Source organism: Pandoraea sp. SD6-2, from assembly GCF_000389825.1.
GTDB classification, from domain to species: domain Bacteria; phylum Pseudomonadota; class Gammaproteobacteria; order Burkholderiales; family Burkholderiaceae; genus Pandoraea; species Pandoraea communis.
Genome location: NZ_KB944435.1, coordinates 240,797 through 256,950 on the forward strand (window position 1 = coordinate 240,797; position 16,154 = coordinate 256,950).

Consider the following 16,154-nt stretch of genomic DNA (forward strand, 5'->3'; position numbering starts at 1 on the left):
GTAAGTACTGGAAAGGTTTCTTCCCTGCGTCCCTGCTCGCCCGGCGCATGCCTGAATTGGCATGGCCGGGCATTTTTTTATCGCCGAGATGGCAGGACGGACAGACGGTTCCCACTTTCACCAGACATCGCCCCCCGTGTCTCCCCTCGCTTGAAACCCGCCGGACTTTTCCTCAGCAAGTCCCGCGCCTTTGACGTCTCGTTTTCCTTGATTTGGTGCCTCATTTCGCCGTAACCTGCGTGCCCTCGATGATTTCGCTGCGCCGCAGCATTAAAATCACGCCCTCCTGCCCCCCAATCCATCGATATACGATATATCATGCGCAAAATATCAAGACGTCGCCACCAATCGGTGCGGCCGATGGAGAGGGACGACATGGCAGTGACTCGACGGGACGTGAGGGATTGGCTGGCCGGTTTTCTGCCTGCCGTGGTGGCCGTACATTGGAAAGAACGACTTCGCGCGGGCGTCGGCGCACTGTGCGGCATCGCGCTGACCGGTGGCCTGACGCTCTGGATGCTCGGCCCGGCCACCTACGTCCCCTGGCTGGTGGCGCCGATGGGCGCCTCTGCCGTGCTGCTCTTCGGCGTGCCTGCCAGTCCCCTCGCCCAGCCCTGGTCGATTCTCGGTGGCAATCTGGTGGCGGCCTTCGTCGGCGTGACGTGCGCGACGTTCATCCCATCGCCTGTCGTGGCAGCCGCCACGGCGGTCGGCGTCTCCATTGCGTTGATGTTTACGTTGCGCTGCGTGCATCCGCCGTCGGGCGCCGTCGCGCTGACCGCAGTGCTTGGCGGCCCGGCCGTTCACTCGCTCGGCTACGGCTTCGTGCTCGAGCCGATTGCGCTGCAGTCGGTGCTACTGCTAGGCGCCGCCATCGGATATCACGCCCTCACCGGTCATCGCTATCCCCATGCCGTTCGCGCACAAGCCCCCGCCCGACGGGTCAATGCCGCAGCCATTCCCGTCACGACTGCCGATGCGGAAAAAGCGCTCGCCCGTCACAGCGAAATGCTCGACATTTCCGCCGAAGATCTGGCCAGCCTGCTGCGCGATACGCAACGCGAAGCTTATGCGCGACGCGCCCGCGAGCTGACCTGCGCCGATGTCATGTCGGCACCGCTGGCGAAGGTTCGGGCCACTGACGAAGCGCCTGCGGCATGGCGTCTGTTGCAACGTCACGGACTCGAAGCCCTGCCGGTCGTTGACGGCGACGCACGCGTGATCGGGCTGGTAACGCGGCATGCCCTTCATACGCGTCGCGCGCAACGTCAGCGTTGGCCGCGATTCGGCGTCGCGATCGGTGCGGGACAACGCCCGGCAGTGCGCGATCTCATGCAGGGAAATCTGAAAACCGCCACGGCCAGCATGCCGCTCTCGGAACTGCTGCCGCTGCTCATGATGCAACGGCACGGCACACTGCCCGTGCTGGACGACGCGGCAAGACTCATCGGTGTGGTCACGCATGCCGAAGTCCTCCGCAAGGTCATGGCGGCCTGACGCGTCCCCGAAGCGCCGCCCGCGATACGCATTGCGCGTCGCGGGTATCCAATCCCGCCCCTTCTTCTGCCCCTCACATCCGGCGCTCCTGGCGACACCACGCCAGCGAGTGCATTTGTCAGCCATGAGCCGATCTGCAAGAATGGCGGCGTCGTGACGCACTCACGCCTGACAGCTTCGATCAACGAAGCGATATTCGCTCAAGGGGAAACATGGAACCGATTACGTTCAAGCAGTGTTTCAAAGGAGCATGGCGCGACGGCTTCAACGCATTACGCAATCGTCCTTTGCTATGTCTGACAATTGCCATCGTCCTGCTCGTCACGTCGGCGCTTGGCGTCTCATTCAAGCAACTCGCGCTCACGGCGGCGCAAACCGGCGAACCCGCCGTCTTCCGGCTGCGCCTTGCGCTCATGTCATTCGGTGTGGTGCTCGTGAACATCGTGACGTTTTCCGTACTCGCCGTCCATGTGGTGCGTTACACAGTTCTCGGCCCCGACGCTGCGCGGCAAGCCCATTGGTATGGGCGCGATCTCTGGCGCTACCTCTGGACGTCGATCCAGATCTGCGTCAGCCTCGCCGTGGTGTGGTTCATTGCGGCTTTCTGCGTCGCATTCGCCTTGCGTGCGGCGGGACGCAGCGATTCCTATGCAGCGCTCGGCACGTTTTTCGTTCTGTTGATGTGCGCGTTAGGCTTCGTGCTGATTCGCGTGTCGCTGATCTTTCCGCAGATTGGTGCGGGACGCAGCAAGCGCTGGCGCGCGGCGTGGCAAGACTCTCGCGGGCACTTCTGGGTGATGTTCGGCACGACGCTCGGCACCATCCTGCCATTGATCATTGCCGGTGTGATCGTGACGATTCTGTTCGCGGTGGTTCTGCACTTCAGCCCGGCGGCCACGACCGTCGTGCTCGGCACGCTGATCCTGCAAACGGCGCTCTCCATCGCGTGGGTCGCGGTCGCCACCAGCGTTTCCGGCTGGCTGTACCACCGCTTCGCCGACCATCTGCTAACGCTCGACGACGCGCCGGATGATGTCTGAGGCGCGAACACCGCGCCCCAGTGCATCCTTCGAAATCAGGCGGCGTTGGCGGTGGCCGCGCTGCTTTCAAGCGTGCCGAAGCGGGCGTATTCACCCAGGCCGTCTGGCCATTGGGTGAGAACCTCGAAGCCCGTCTCGGTGACGGTCACCATGTGCTCCCACTGCGCCGACAACGAGCGGTCGCGGGTCACCACAGTCCAGCCGTCCGCCAGTTGCCTCGTATCCGGTTTGCCGACATTGACCATCGGCTCGATGGTGAAGATCATGCCCGGCCGCAGTGTGAGCCCCGTGCCCGGACGTCCGTAGTGCAACACTTGCGGATCGTCGTGGTACGTGGTGCCGATACCGTGCCCGCAATAGTCGCGCACGATGCTGAAGCCTTCCCGGTGTGCCACGGACTGAATCGCATAACCAACGTCACCGAGCGTTGCGCCGGGGCGCACCGCACGAATGCCCGCGAGCATCGCTTCGTAAGTCGTGTCGACCAGACGCTTGGCGAGAATACTTGGCTTGCCAGCGTAGTACATGCGGCTCGTGTCGCCGAACCAGCCATCCTTGATGAGACCGACGTCGATGTTCACGATATCGCCGTCATGCAGCTTCTTTTCACCGGGAATGCCGTGGCAGACAACGTGGTTTACCGATGCGCACACCGTCTTCGGATAGCCGTGATAGCCGATGTTCGCGGGGACCGCCTTCAGTTCGTTCACGATAAAGTCGTGGCAGAGGCGATCGAGTTCATCGGTCGTGACGCCCGGCTTGACGTGCTCGCTGAGCATCGCGAGCACCTGTGCAGCCATTTCACCTGCGCGACGCGACGAGGCGATTTCTTCTTTCGAGTGAATAACAACGTGTTCGCGCACCATTACGCCACCTTGTTGAATACGGTGACAGGAGCACCGGTTGCCGGGGGAGCGATGGCACCGGCCTCACCGGCCGATGCCGCATCGGATTCGATAAGCTTGCGGCAAATTTCGCCATAGCTCAGCGAGGGATTCAGTTCGGCGAGCATGCCGACACGCAGCCAATGCTCGGCTTGCGCGTTGATCGAGCGACTGAGCGCGCCACTGGTATTGCGCAGCGCCTCATGCATTTGCTCCGATATCTTGACGATACCCATGTTGCGGACCTTTATATATGGAATGACTACAAAACGTATATTATCAGGCTCACGCGCACTTGTCTCGTCTAATCGTCATTCAGAGATAACCCGGATGTCATGGTGGCGCACAGGCAGTCATGCGCGAGACGGCAATTGTCGCCGGCACGCAACCGGGGGCTGGTCGATTATCATCATGCCGCTGGGCGCTGCACGAGCCCGGCGTCCCGCCAATGGGGGTGGACTTCCGGGTGTTCTGGAGCGCATCGTATCTGTCGCTGCACGACAGCCCCATAGCGGCGTTCGACTTGCTCAAGATTGTCGAACTCGAGGACAGCATGTTCCCCGGTCGCTACGCACCGTGGGTCTATCCCCCGACGTTCCAGTTACTGGTCCACCCGCTCGCCCTGCTCCCTTACGCCCTGTCTTACGTAAGCTCTTGCGTCGTGGGCATCCCCCTCTGGATCAAGTGCTTCGAGGCGGCATCGTGGTTCAACGCGACTGTCACCGAAAACGCCTCGGGCGGCGTCGTGCGGGCGATGCCATCGGTGTTCGCCACCGTCAGGCGCCTCGGGGGCAGCGGACCCGTGGCGTATGCCGTACATGCCGCCGTTGCCATCCCCGTCATGCTCGTGACGCTCCGGCTCTGGACCCGCAGCGCTCGCTTCGAAGTCAAGGCAGCGGCCGCAGTCATTGCTACGCTGATGATCCAGCCGTACATCCTTCATTACGATCTGGCGTGGCTGCTGTTGCCGATCGTCTATCTTTGCCACGACCGGGCAACTCGAGACGCATGGACGAACCGCGAACCTGCCATCGTCTGCCTCGCCTGGTGTCTTCCATTGCTATCGCTGCTGCCGTCATACTTCCCCGCGATATTGCAACCGGGCGTTCTCGTGCTGCCGGCCCTGTTCGTTGTCACGATCGCGCCCCCCGCATATCGCGGGCTTTTCGCCCATCGGGCTCGATGGACACCTCTACTGAAATGTCGATCAATTCGGAAGTTACTGAAACGCGGGTATCGGCAAAGCTGCGATGATCGAAGTGGCCCCCGGAGCACTTCAAGCGCAGGAGATCTCGATGAACGATTCGCGCAATACCGACGACGCCCCAACGAACGACACTGACATGACACCAGGCAGGCAGGATGCGGCACTGGTCATTCCCCGGTCGCTCGCCCGCGAAGGACACGTCGTCTGGTTTTATCAGCAGAAGAAGTACCTGGGTTTCGAGTGGTGCGAGTCAAGCAAAGAAATACAAAAGCGCCACGTCGCAGATTCCGAAAACGCGATCTACTTCGATACGTATGCGCACGCGGTGGTGTCGTCGGATCGATTGATCACCCCGAGTCTCATCCTGTATTCGCCCGGCAAGGGAAAGCCGCCAATCGTGAAAGGATGATCATGAGTGGCAGCGCCTCGCGGTGACGACAAGCTGCGGGTGGAGGGGCATCGCGCCCCTTCGATGGCGAGTCATCGGGCAAACGAGACATTCGCTACGCGCGCCGAAAAGTATTGTTTTGTCGGTCAAATCCGCGTATAAGTAGCTGATCGAACATCAAGTCTGACTTTTATCGATCCAGCGTCGATCTCACCGATCTTTGCGAGACACTTCCGATCTCTGAATTTCTTGTTTGTCCGCCACTGGCGCTGCCCCATGCATTCCGCGATGGCTGCACGCCGGGAAAACCAGGAGTTCGCATGAGTACCGGAATTGTTAAGTGGTTCAACGATAGCAAAGGCTTTGGCTTCATCAAGCCGGATGACGGTGGCGACGATTTGTTCGCGCACTTTTCGGAAATTCAGCCGCAAGGACGCACTGAATTCCGAAGCCTTCAGGAAAATCAGCACGTCTCATTTGACGTCACGCGCGGCCCGAAGGGCTTGCAGGCTTCGAACATCAAGCCGACCTAATTAGTCCCCTTTGCGGGTTCCTTCATGTCACCGCCACTGCGTGCGTTGTGGCCGTGGGGGTTCGCACAGCCGGAGGCAGTATGGCCTACGTAATCCCGTTTTACAGGGGCTTCCGCCTAGAGACGTTCGTATTCCGCCATCAAGACGCTGACTCGGTCGAGCGAAAGCACGACCGGACGTTCGGAGTATCCGTTCGAATCTCCCGAACCACGCTGGAAGATCCGACGTCGTCCACTGATCCCAAAGTGTTTCGTCTGGAGAGTCTGCCGTTCGACTCCATTGGCGAAGCGCGACGTGCGGGAAATAACTACGCGCAGTCGCTGATTGACGACATCGTCCGCGACGGGCTTGTCGAATCCTGAGCAAACTCCGAGATCGCCATGGTCATCGCCCCGAACTGGTTTCTATACACCGGATACCTGCCGCCAGATAGCACCAGACTTTTCTCTGTCGCCGCCGTGGCGTATGCGATTGCATTGAGCCACAGGAGCCTTGCGACCAAACTGGCCCAGCATCGCCGAATCTCGAGATGGTTTTCCTTGTCCGGGAACGGCGAACGCAAATCGCCCAATTGAGAAGCACGCTTGTCAAAGAAGGCCCTAAGGGTCCATAGAACTTTTACAGGAGCATGTCATGCTCACCCTCTCGACGCAGGCCATCACCGTCGCACTTCAGCGCATCGCAGAAAAGAGCGCCAAACAGCCCTCCGATGCGGTTATCAATGCCCTTCTTGCTCGCGAACTGATCCACCGGGTCGGGAAGCATTTCGAGCCGACACAGTTTGGTCGCTCGTATTGCCGCAACGCCTATGCAGTGCGGCCGTCGTGGTGAGTTTTCAGCGGTCCACTTGAGACGGCTGTAAGACACGAATCCGCAGCTCGCCTGGCAGTCAAGGTGACGCGTTCCGAGCCGCACCCCAAGCGCGGCTCGGATGCGGATGAATGGCGGGAATCTCTCTGAACGCATCTGACGACGGGCGCCTATCTCGCGCTAAAAAGCGGGGGCATCGGCGTCTTCGATGCCCCTGTTGTCGTGGCTGCATCGACACCTTGTCCATAACGGGGATCACCATCTGAGCGATGGTTCTTCGACGGATAGATAGCCACCCCACCCACCATTACCGCCTTCTCGCCGCCATTCATCGCTGCCAATGCCGGATGCCGGCGCCCGTCACGTCAGTTTCGTCAGCAGTTCCCCTTCTTCGCCTGTCCCGGCGGGCAGAAACCATTGCCGGGGCCACCGCGCCCGCCATGGGGACCGTCATCAGGAACGTACACAGCACAGCTTGCGAGCAAGACCGTGCAGGCGAGGAACAGGAAAGTGAGTTTTCGCATGGGTGAGATCCTCAAAATGATCCGGACACGAAGCAACATCTTCGCGCCATCCGGCCGCCATTTTACCGATAGGCTGATCCGTCTGACCCATTGGCCCCTGGAGGACGAGAATGTCTGACCTCAATACCGTAACATTCGATGCGTAGAAGCCCCGACCGTCCGCGCAAGTTCCTCGGCCGAGGAGAATTGCCCACTAACGACCAACATTGCTGACTCGACTGTTTTCGAGCGGCGACAGTTTTCCCGAACACGATCAGCGCGCATCCGAATTTGCGAATACCCCGGGAAACTTCGTTGTGCCAGCTTTACCTTCGTGATCGACAACCGAAGTACTCCTTGTGACTGCCGATGCAAACCAACTCGAAATCAACCAAATGGGGCGGTTTCGCCCGCTTACTGGCCGGATTGGCATTCGCGGCCGTCGGATTTCTGAGCACGTCACCCGACACGAGCGACGCCGTCAGACTTATCGGGATAAGCCTTTTTGGCCTTGCTGCCATCTATTTCGTTTTGCGACTCCTACCCATACGAACGCGTGTAACGGAGAGCGCAGTGGCGGGCAATGGCGGTGCGGTCACAGTGACGCACGACGATGAGGCCATTTCGGTCACCTTCCCGGATGGGCACACCCGGTCGGTGAATTGGAATGTGTTGACAAAGATCGTGATCAGAACGACGGACGAGGGGCCTGCCGTTGACGATGTTTTCTGGGACCTTTACGTCGGTGACGACCTCGAGCTTACCTACCCTCAACACGCCGACAGTGACCGCAGGCTTCTTAACGCCATGCAGGAACGGCTTCGCGGTTTTGATAACGAGGTCGTGATCGAAGCAATGGGCTCCACCGGAAATGCGAACTTTACCGCTTGGGAACGTGTGGCGTGATCACACACGCTTCTATTCGAACGGACGTTCGAAGAAAACACCAGGTTACGAAACACCAGCCCAACGATTTCATCGGTGCGTTGCATAGACCGATTGAATCCACAGTCGCCAGCCGACCGCGGCGGTAGCGTGGCGTTGTTATGAGTAGAATATTGGGAAAATTTGAGTGGGGTTGAACTGACTTGACGTATTTTTCGTGCGTGATGCGGCGTGACGGACAAGCCTGTCGGTGCCGTTCTCCAGATATTCCCCCCAGCCCTAACCAAGGTAAACTGCCGCCGGAAAATTGCCCGCCAGATGGGCTCGGGGGGTCCATTTTTTTCGACCTCTGCCGTTAACCGTGTCATCGACTACCGACAAAACCCTGTCCATTCTTTACCGCTGACCCCGCTTACCCCGCCCAGACGCTACCGCCGTGACGGCGGGACAACGTTGACAGGGTCGAGTGCAATCATCAGAACAGTACCGTGTCTCTTTCCATGACCATCGGAAAACTGGCCGTTCTCGCCGGCCGCCATCCTCTGATCGTCGGCATACTCGGTAGTCTGATGGCATTCTGCGTATTGGCGATCAGCCTGATCACGCTTCTTGCCTCCCGTGAAGCCGCCGTCGAACATGCCCATGAAACGTCCAGAAACGTCACGGCCGTGTTGGTCAGCAACATTGCCAGGACGATTGAAACGTCGAATAACTCGCTTCTCGCCGTCATTTCCACGCTGGACAAGCCTGTGGTCCAAAGCATGGATCCTGAGTTGCGTCACGAATTGCTGTTCGACCGGACCGCTGCCCAATACGTCACCGGCATGGGAATCACAGACAATCAGGGTCGCGTGATCGACGGTTGCTGTTCCAGCACCCATATATGGGATTTCAGCGACCGGGACTATTTCACTGTTCATCGCCAGTCGGCGAATGTCGGGCTCTATGTGTCATCCGTCTACCAGGCGCGGTCGCGGGCGGGTGCACAGTCAGTTGCCATCTCGAGACGGATGAACAAGCCCGACGGGTCATTCGGAGGGATAGCGGTTGTCGCTATTGACGTCGACTATTTCAGACAACTTCTTGCAAAACTGGACGTGGGGCCAAACGGTGTCACGGCGATCGTACGCACGGACGGCACCCTGGTGACCAGAAATCCTCCGGGCAGCCAGACCGAGCTGATCAATCTGGGTAAGTCCGCAGTATTTCCGCGTATGGTGAATCAGGATTCCGGGTTTTATGCGGCTCGCTCGATCTTTGACGGCGTACTTCGCCTATATACGTTCCAACGCGTTCCCGGCACGCCACTCATCGCCGTTGTCGCGCCGGCGGAAAGCGAAGTGTTGGCCTCATGGAAACAGTTGTCATGGATAGTCGGGATCTCGGCATCGTTCGTTAGCCTGGCATTCTGTGCTGCGGTCTGGTTGCTTGCGTTTGCACTGCGGGACCATGTAAAGACGCAGGTGCGGCTTACGGAGCTGACGCAAACCGACGCGCTAACAGGGCTCAAGAACCGTCGTGCCCTCGACGAGATACTCGAAAACGAATGGGCCAGACTTCAGCGCCACGATGGTTGCCTGTCGTTGCTGTTCGTCGATGCGGATCACTTCAAAAAATACAATGACACTCACGGCCATGCGCGGGGCGACTTTGCATTGCAGCATCTCGCGACGTGTATCAATCGTCACACGCGCCGTCGAGGCGATGTCGCGGCCCGATACGGCGGGGAAGAATTTGTTGTGGTGTTACCCGACACGGACGAAGCGGGCGCAGCTCAGATTGCCGAAGCAATACGTTTCGAAGTGGAACATGGGCGACCGACTGTGACCACTGCGGCAATTCCGCCCTTCACGGTCAGTGTCGGATGCGCGACCGGTCGACGCTCTCATCCCATGTCGCTGGATGAATTGACAAATTCAGCCGATCGGGCGCTGTACGCGGCCAAGAGGAGCGGAAGGAACGCTGTCGTCTGTTCAGGTGACATTGGCGCACCGGCTCAGCCCCAGAGTTGATTTACACGCCTTGGTGTGGCGGTCGCGGCAGACGCTGGGCGGCCAAAATCGCGGCGTATGAGCTTTGCCGACGGATAGCGTTCGATGAGCCGTGCTGCGAGCGTATCGGCGACCGCTCGGCTCGCCGAGTCCTTCCCTCTCGTGCTCGCCGCAATCATCAAGATTTGCTTCAACTTCTTCGCTTCTATTTCTTCCCGGTCATTGCGTTCCAGGCTGCATGGGAGTCCATGTAGTCTCTCCAATGCGTGATCTTTCGGTTTTTGATCTTGATGATCGAGCAGAACCGATTGTTGTATTTCACGCCAGTCGCGAGGATGGTGCCATGAACCTCGTATTCGATGACACAGCCGGAGTCTGTCTTATGGGTAATCAACTGGTCGGCAGACTGAAGCGAGATGTTGTCGACGTAGCCTCTGAACGCAGCCATCAGGTCGTTTCGTCCTTTGATGACGCGCGGCCACCCCAGATCGTAAAGAACTTCGTAAATGACGTCGTCGTCAACGATGTCGAAAAAGTGCTCTCCGTCGACAAGCTCGCCGAGTGCTCCTCGAACCAGATTGAAATATGGGGCAGCGGCGCTATAGACCGCATATTTCGATTTCGGCATGCCGGACTCCTTGCTCTATTTGATATGTTGCTTACAGAATGAGAGCCGAATATAGATCGGAAGCTAGCATCAAGGAAGAAGGCACTTTAGCTTCAGTTACTAACATTGAGGTAAGTTATGAAGCAGTCGACCAAAGTCAGCCAACTGGACCCTGCCGCGATCTGTAGAAGCACCGACCCGATGGCGGTTCGAGAACTGCTAACGAAAATTGGCGACAAATGGACGATCTTCGTCGTGCTTTCGCTCGATCTTCTTGGGGGGCGCGCTCGATTCTCCGTACTTGAACGTGCGGTTCCGGGGATTTCGCAAAGGATGCTCTCTTCGACCCTGAAGAATCTCGAACGTGACGGTTTGGTAATTCGCGAGCTGTTTCCTGAGGTGCCGCCCCGCGTCGAGTATGAGATGACGGATCTCGGAAGGAGCCTACTGGCCCCGACGCAAGGACTGGTTGATTGGGCCAAGGGCAACTGGGAGCAAGTCAGGGATGCACAACGGAAATACGACGTGAGGTAGCGTTCGACACCGGAGCAGCCGAGTCGTCGTATTCACGTCAGCTATCGCCTTTCCGACCGGCGTCAGGTCGTCTGGCGTCGAGAGTGCCGGCGCCGATGCCGAAGCCGGGGATGCCCACAGACGCACCTGCAACCGACGGATGTTGCGATTTCAAACATCTGGAAGTGAGTCGACTGCGGCCGTCCATCTCCGCAAGCGCTCTCACTTCCCGGCAATGCTCGATGCGTGACCTCTGCCCATACAACGTGCGGGGCGCATATTTTTTTCCCGCGAGTATCGAATCGACAGCGGCCACGTGCCTCACCCCAAGTCCCCTGCCCCCATGGTCAGGATGATTTTTCCAACATTTGCGGCGGACTCCATGCGCCGATGCGCATCCCCAGCCCGCGCGAGCGAGAAAGTGCTGTCCACGACCGGCTCCAAACGGGCTCCACCGTCGAAGCGTTCGAGCCAATGCTCGCGAAAACGTCGTACCATCGCGTGTTTGTCGTTTTGTGGGCGCGACTTCATCACCGTTCCCTTGATCTGCAAATGGCGATAAAGGATCTGCTCCAGATCGACGCCCACCTGACCGCCGCCGCCAAGAATGCCGACCTGAACCAACCGTCCGCCATTAGCAAGCGTCGCCACATTACGCGCGAAATATGGTGCGCCCACGAAGTCAATCACGACGTCAACGCCTCGGCCGTTCGTAGTCTTCTTTATGACTTCGGCGAAATCTTCAGTGCGGTAGTCAATGACCACGTCGGCGCCGAGTTGTACGACGCGTTCAAGCTTGCTGCCTTCTGCCGTAGCGAAGATTTTGGCACCCGACGCGTAGGCCAGTTGCACCGCGGCCGAACCGACGCCGCCCGCCGCTGCATGAATCAGTACCGAATCGCCGCGCTGCAGCCCACCCAGATGCAGCATTGCCTCGTGCGCCGTAACGAACACTTCAGGAATCGCGGCTGCACGCACATAGTCGAGCGAGGCGGGAATCGGCATGGCCATGCGCCAATCGATTCGCGCTATCTCTGCATACGCGCCGCCGCCCACCACGCCCATCACGCGGTCACCCACTTTGTAGCCCTGTACTGCGCTGCCGGTTTCAATGACTTCGCCCGCTATTTCAAGACCCATGATAGTTGAGTCTCCGAAGTTGGGCCGGCCGTATCCGCCTGTGCGGTGAGTGAGGTCGGCGCGGTTCACGCCAGCGGCGTGCACCCGCACCAGCAAATCGTCGGGGCGCACTTCGGGCACTGGCACGTCGGCAAGCTGGAGCACGTCGGCTTCGCCGAATTCCTTGAATGTGATGGCTTTCATGCTGATGTTTCCTGTGTAGTGTGAGGTGTGTCGGAGCCGCTTGGGTGCTGCGCCGCAAGCGTGTTTTGCGCTAAGGCAGATGCCGAGATCGCTGCCGGAAACCCCGCGTAGAACGCGAGGTGCGTGATGGCAGCGGACAGTTCTTCATGTGTAACGCCATTATTTACAGCGCGGCGCAGATGCGCGGGCAGTTCGTCGAGATGGCCGCCCGTGATCAGCGCGGCGACCGTCACGAGGCTGCGGTCTCGCAGCGACAGAGCCGGGTCGCTCCATATCTGCGGGTAGAGCGTGGTATCGACGAACTCTGCGAGTTTGGGCGTGAAAGCGCGCGCCGCTTCGCGAGGTTTGGTGAAATTTGCATGGGACATGACGACTCTCCTTTCAGGCCTGGCTGATGAATTTGTGTGTGAGGTAGTACTCGATGCCCTCGACTCCCCCTTCCGAACCGTGGCCGCTTTCTTTCATGCCGCCAAATGGCAGTTCGGTTGCGACGATGCGATACTGGTTGATGCCGATCATCCCGGCTTCCAGTCCGTCACCCACGTCGATCGCGGTGCGAGCGCTCTGCGTGAACGCATAGGCCGACAGTCCATACGGCAGGCGGTTCGCTTCGGCCAGACCATCGTCGAGTGTCTCGAAGCGCATCAGCACGGCGATCGGACCGAACGGCTCCTCGTGCATGACGCGTGCATCCATCGGTACGTCGGCAAGAACAGTCGGCTCGAAGAAGTAGCCTTCGCCTTCAATGCGCTTGCCGCCTGCCAGCACTTTGGCGCCGCGTGCCACTGCGTCCGCCACCAGCTCTTCCATCTTCGCGAGTTGCCGAGGATTGGCAAGCGGGCCAACCTGAGTGTTGGGATCCATGCCGTTGCCTACCTTAAGTGCCCTTGCTGCCCGCACAAAGTGTTCAACGAACACGTCGTAAACACCGCGTTGAACCAGGAAGCGCGTCGATGAGATGCAGATCTGGCCGGTGCCGCGGAACCGGTTGGCCGCACCTTCGACGGCGGCCCTCTCCACGTTGGCGTCGTCAAATACCAGTACGGGACCGTGGCCACCGAGTTCGAGTGTGATGGGCTTGACGCCTTCCGCAGCGCGTGCCGAGAGCAGACGACCGATCGGCACCGAACCCGTGAAAGTGACCTTGCGTATCACCGGGGATGCGATAAGTTGCTTCGAGACCTGGTCGGGTACGCCGAACACGACTTGCAGCACCCCTTTGGGAAGACCCGCATCGTCGAGCGCGCGGGCTAGTGCGAGTGCAGTGGCGGGGCTTTCTTCGCCCGGCTTGATGATCACGCTACAACCAGCTGCGAGCGCCACCGAAAGCTTGCGCGCCGGCGTAATGGCCGGAAAATTCCACGGTGTGAACGCAGCCACCGGACCAATTGCCTGCTTTTTCACGAGCTGCTGTACGCCGGGGCGATTCGAGGGCACCACTCGGCCATCGATGCGACGCGCCTCCTCCGAAAACCACTCGAAGTATTCAGCGGCGCGCAGCACTTCGTCGCGGCTCTCAGCAAGTGGCTTGCCCTCTTCGAGAGTCATCATTTCGGCAATGTGCGGCGCGCGTTCACGCATGAGTTCTGCTGCGCGCCTAAGGATGCGGGCGCGTTCAGCGGGAACTGTGTTGCGCCAGACGTCGAACGCACGGCGCGTGACACTCAGCGCGTGGTCCAGATCGCTAGTGGTCGCTAGCGGCACGCGGCCCAGTTCGCCTCTCGTGGCCGGGTTGATGACGGGTACGGTTTCGCGTTTGTTTGCGGCGATCCATTCGCCGTCAATGAACAGGTACAGGGGATCGTAGACTGAGTTCATGGCATTATCTCGATATAAATATTTAATTAGTAATCCGTATTATTTGCTTGACTTTCATGCGCGATAGGCGTTCGATCAGCTGATTCGGATGAGCAGCGCAGTTGGCTGAGTCGTATTACTGCCGGGTGCGGCCGATGGGTTCGACCGCCCAGACCTTGATCGTCGTGTCGGACGCCTGTGCGCCATAAGCGCCTGTATTCTCGGCGGCGAGTATGGGCGTCGAAAGAATGCGCTTCATGTATCGGTACCTCTGGGTGGGGCGGCGTTCGAATCGGGAAGGGTGCAACGAGTGTCTGACTGCAGAACGAAGTCTAGGCGCGAAGTCTGTTTGGTTTTAGTGGGGCTGCAAAGAATGATTCTTTCTGCTGGAGGGAAAATGCCTTGCCGCTATTGAACGATCGTGCTTTTTCCTCGCCGCTGAAGCGTCAGAGCGCTTCTATGCCCGGTGCTTCCCTTAAAAAACCCGGCGTATGATGCTGGGCTTGCGTGTGGTGTGGCTTTCGACCGGTCGGGTGCGAATGCCGAGAGAATCATGAAATCTCATCGGGAAGAATCGGAATGGACAAGGTCTACAACATGTCGGTATTCGTGAAGGTCGTGGAGATGAGCAGCTTCACCGCCGTCGCCAATTACCTGGATACTACGGTCGGCAATGTTTCGCGTGCCGTTTCCGTGCTCGAGGAAGGGCTCAATACACGACTATTGCAAAGGTCCACCCGACGCCTCGTCGTCACCGATGCGGGACGCCGCTTTTACGAGCGTAGTGTCTCTATCCTGGCTGAAATCGAGCATGCCGAAGCCGAGGCACGTGACGCGTTGCTTGAGCCGCGAGGGACGCTGCGCGTACACGCCGTGCCGGGACTTGGGCGTGAGCTTGTGACGCGGGCGGTGCTTGCTTACCGCAAGGCGTATCCGGAAGTTTCAGTCGACGTACTGCTCTCGCAACGCATGCCCAACCTCCTTGAAGAGCAGCTTGATCTGGCTGTCGTGATTGCACGAGCTTTGCCCGATTCTGCCTATGTGAGCCAGAAGATCGGAGGCAGTCATTGTTTGCTGGCTGCCTCGCCTGCGTATCTGGCGCAACATCCTGCGCCCGAGCGGCCGGAGGATCTGGCCGATCACGCGCGCGTGCTGCTAAGCACGGTGGATTACGCGCCAGACGAATGGCATCTCAAGAGTGCGTCGGACACTATGGTCTTCCGGCCCTCGGGACCGCATTTCAGCGTGAATGACATGGAGGCGATGGCCGTCGCGCTGCGTGACGGCGCTGGAATTGGATTGCTTGCAGCATTCTCCGCAATCAACGACCTGCGCCAGGGAACGCTCGTTCGTGTCCTGCCGCATTTTCACACTTATGAACGCAATGTGTATGCGGTCTACCCGTCCCGGCAGTTTGTGGACGCGAAGATCAAGCGGTTCGTTGACGTGCTAAAAGTTCATGTCGGAGAGCAACTGGATTCATATGCAAAAGAGCTGGGTATTGAGACCACGCCGGAGGGTGGCATGGACAGCCTATGATCCGGTCGGCGCTCGATCACATCGCATACTTGTGGAATTGCGGCTCCGGAGTGTCTCCGTGGCTATTAGCCGAGGCGTCCCGCTATATCTGTTGCCGTCGCGTTGTAATAGGTCATAAGCTCAGAGATATTTCTATGTAGTGGTCTAATTTCCCCGGACACCAATTTAGGCGAGAATACTCGCCATGAAGAGGTGTCTGATGAGCAAGCAACGTCGTACGTTTTCCCCTGAGTTCAAGCGCAGTGCTGCGTCGCTGGTCCTCGACCAGAGCTATAGCCACGTCGATGCCAGCCGGTCGGTCGGCGTTGCGGAATCGGTTCTGCGTCGCTGGGTTCAACAATTGCATCAGGAACGCCACGGCATCACGCCTCAGAGTCCTGCAATGACGCCAGAGCAGCAGCGCATCCAGGAGCTGGAAGCGCGGGTTGAACGCCTCGAGAGGGAGAAGACCATTTTAAAAAAAGCTACTGCGCTGCTGATGTCGGAAGGGATAGAACGTACGAAATAATCGACCAGTTCGGCGACGGCGTATCGGTAGCAATGTTGTGTGAGTTGTTCGACATACCCCGGTCGTGCTTTTACGCATACAGACATCGTCGGGAACGGGTTGACATGGCGCGAATAGCACTACGCAGCC

At 59.0% G+C, this 16,154-nt stretch carries 19 protein-coding genes and 1 pseudogene; 12 read left to right on the forward strand and 8 right to left on the reverse strand.

From position 1 onward, the window contains the following. Positions 1-375: 375 nt before the first annotated feature. Both C266_RS10740 and C266_RS10745 read left to right on the forward strand, forming a co-directional pair. Entirely contained in the window at positions 376-1,497 is a 1,122-nt protein-coding gene (locus C266_RS10740) for an HPP family protein (RefSeq protein ID WP_010808128.1), read from the forward strand. Positions 1,498-1,709: 212 nt separating this feature from the next. Then, the gene (locus C266_RS10745; RefSeq protein WP_010808129.1) at positions 1,710-2,537 is read left to right on the forward strand and encodes a hypothetical protein; all 828 of its coding nucleotides are present in this window, start codon (positions 1,710-1,712) and stop codon (positions 2,535-2,537) included. 35 nt (positions 2,538-2,572) lie between these two features. Here C266_RS10745 and map read toward each other — a convergent pair whose 3' ends face one another. Then, entirely contained in the window at positions 2,573-3,403 is an 831-nt protein-coding gene (gene map / locus C266_RS10750; protein WP_010808130.1) for a type I methionyl aminopeptidase, read from the reverse strand. After that, on the reverse strand, positions 3,403-3,657 hold the full coding sequence (locus C266_RS10755; protein WP_010808131.1) for a ParD-like family protein: 255 nt from the start codon (positions 3,655-3,657) through the stop codon (positions 3,403-3,405). The genes map and C266_RS10755 overlap by 1 nt, the downstream gene beginning before the upstream one ends. Before the next feature lie 119 nt (positions 3,658-3,776). Here C266_RS10755 and C266_RS27405 point away from each other — a divergent pair, with 119 nt between their 5' ends. The 5 genes from C266_RS27405 to C266_RS10780 all read left to right on the forward strand — a co-directional run bounded on the left by C266_RS27405 (position 3,777) and on the right by C266_RS10780 (position 6,380). Further along, on the forward strand, positions 3,777-4,763 hold the full coding sequence (locus tag C266_RS27405; RefSeq protein WP_144265779.1) for a hypothetical protein: 987 nt from the start codon (positions 3,777-3,779) through the stop codon (positions 4,761-4,763). Further along, positions 4,717-5,037, forward strand: coding sequence for a hypothetical protein (locus tag C266_RS10765; RefSeq protein WP_010808133.1), 321 nt, complete (start codon positions 4,717-4,719; stop codon positions 5,035-5,037). The genes C266_RS27405 and C266_RS10765 overlap by 47 nt, the downstream gene beginning before the upstream one ends. A gap of 299 nt (positions 5,038-5,336) precedes the next feature. After that, positions 5,337-5,549 carry a cold-shock protein gene (locus C266_RS10770; protein WP_010808134.1) on the forward strand — a complete coding sequence of 71 codons (213 nt, stop codon included), beginning with the start codon at positions 5,337-5,339 and terminating at the stop codon, positions 5,547-5,549. A gap of 80 nt (positions 5,550-5,629) precedes the next feature. Continuing rightward, the gene (locus C266_RS10775; RefSeq protein WP_010808135.1) at positions 5,630-5,911 is read left to right on the forward strand and encodes a hypothetical protein; all 282 of its coding nucleotides are present in this window, start codon (positions 5,630-5,632) and stop codon (positions 5,909-5,911) included. 271 nt (positions 5,912-6,182) lie between these two features. Then, positions 6,183-6,380 (forward strand): hypothetical protein, encoded by a 198-nt coding sequence (locus C266_RS10780; protein ID WP_010808136.1) that lies wholly within the window; start codon positions 6,183-6,185, stop codon positions 6,378-6,380. 353 nt (positions 6,381-6,733) lie between these two features. Here the strand turns inward: C266_RS10780 and C266_RS27710 are convergent, their stop codons facing one another. Next, positions 6,734-6,883 carry a hypothetical protein gene (locus C266_RS27710; RefSeq protein WP_168162895.1) on the reverse strand — a complete coding sequence of 50 codons (150 nt, stop codon included), beginning with the start codon at positions 6,881-6,883 and terminating at the stop codon, positions 6,734-6,736. A 348-nt stretch (positions 6,884-7,231) separates the two neighbouring features. On the opposite strand from C266_RS27710, the gene C266_RS26145 reads away from it, so the two are divergent. Further along, positions 7,232-7,768, forward strand: coding sequence for a hypothetical protein (locus C266_RS26145; protein ID WP_010808137.1), 537 nt, complete (start codon positions 7,232-7,234; stop codon positions 7,766-7,768). A gap of 479 nt (positions 7,769-8,247) precedes the next feature. Beyond that, complete coding sequence (locus C266_RS10790; RefSeq protein ID WP_010808138.1) at positions 8,248-9,759, forward strand: sensor domain-containing diguanylate cyclase; 1,512 nt, start codon at positions 8,248-8,250, stop codon at positions 9,757-9,759. A 184-nt stretch (positions 9,760-9,943) separates the two neighbouring features. Here C266_RS10790 and C266_RS10795 read toward each other — a convergent pair whose 3' ends face one another. Further along, on the reverse strand, positions 9,944-10,366 hold the full coding sequence (locus C266_RS10795) for a nuclear transport factor 2 family protein (protein ID WP_010808139.1): 423 nt from the start codon (positions 10,364-10,366) through the stop codon (positions 9,944-9,946). Between the two features lie 117 nt (positions 10,367-10,483). Here C266_RS10795 and C266_RS10800 point away from each other — a divergent pair, with 117 nt between their 5' ends. Beyond that, the gene (locus tag C266_RS10800; protein WP_010808140.1) at positions 10,484-10,879 is read left to right on the forward strand and encodes a helix-turn-helix domain-containing protein; all 396 of its coding nucleotides are present in this window, start codon (positions 10,484-10,486) and stop codon (positions 10,877-10,879) included. A 300-nt stretch (positions 10,880-11,179) separates the two neighbouring features. Here the strand turns inward: C266_RS10800 and C266_RS10805 are convergent, their stop codons facing one another. From C266_RS10805 to C266_RS28260, 4 genes are all read right to left on the reverse strand, one after another. Further along, on the reverse strand, positions 11,180-12,181 hold the full coding sequence (locus C266_RS10805) for an NAD(P)H-quinone oxidoreductase (RefSeq protein ID WP_010808141.1): 1,002 nt from the start codon (positions 12,179-12,181) through the stop codon (positions 11,180-11,182). After that, the gene (locus C266_RS10810; RefSeq protein ID WP_010808142.1) at positions 12,178-12,549 is read right to left on the reverse strand and encodes a carboxymuconolactone decarboxylase family protein; all 372 of its coding nucleotides are present in this window, start codon (positions 12,547-12,549) and stop codon (positions 12,178-12,180) included. The genes C266_RS10805 and C266_RS10810 overlap by 4 nt, the downstream gene beginning before the upstream one ends. Positions 12,550-12,562: 13 nt before the next feature. Further along, positions 12,563-13,999, reverse strand: a complete 1,437-nt coding sequence (locus C266_RS10815; protein WP_010808143.1) for an NAD-dependent succinate-semialdehyde dehydrogenase — start codon at positions 13,997-13,999, stop codon at positions 12,563-12,565. Positions 14,000-14,114: 115 nt separating this feature from the next. Beyond that, positions 14,115-14,237, reverse strand: coding sequence for a hypothetical protein (locus C266_RS28260; RefSeq protein WP_256380701.1), 123 nt, complete (start codon positions 14,235-14,237; stop codon positions 14,115-14,117). Between the two features lie 320 nt (positions 14,238-14,557). Between C266_RS28260 and C266_RS10820 the strand changes: the two genes are divergently transcribed. Continuing rightward, complete coding sequence (locus C266_RS10820) at positions 14,558-15,517, forward strand: LysR family transcriptional regulator (RefSeq protein WP_010808144.1); 960 nt, start codon at positions 14,558-14,560, stop codon at positions 15,515-15,517. A 199-nt stretch (positions 15,518-15,716) separates the two neighbouring features. Continuing rightward, positions 15,717-16,154 (forward strand): annotated as a pseudogene (locus tag C266_RS28050) (transposase); the annotation flags it as partial.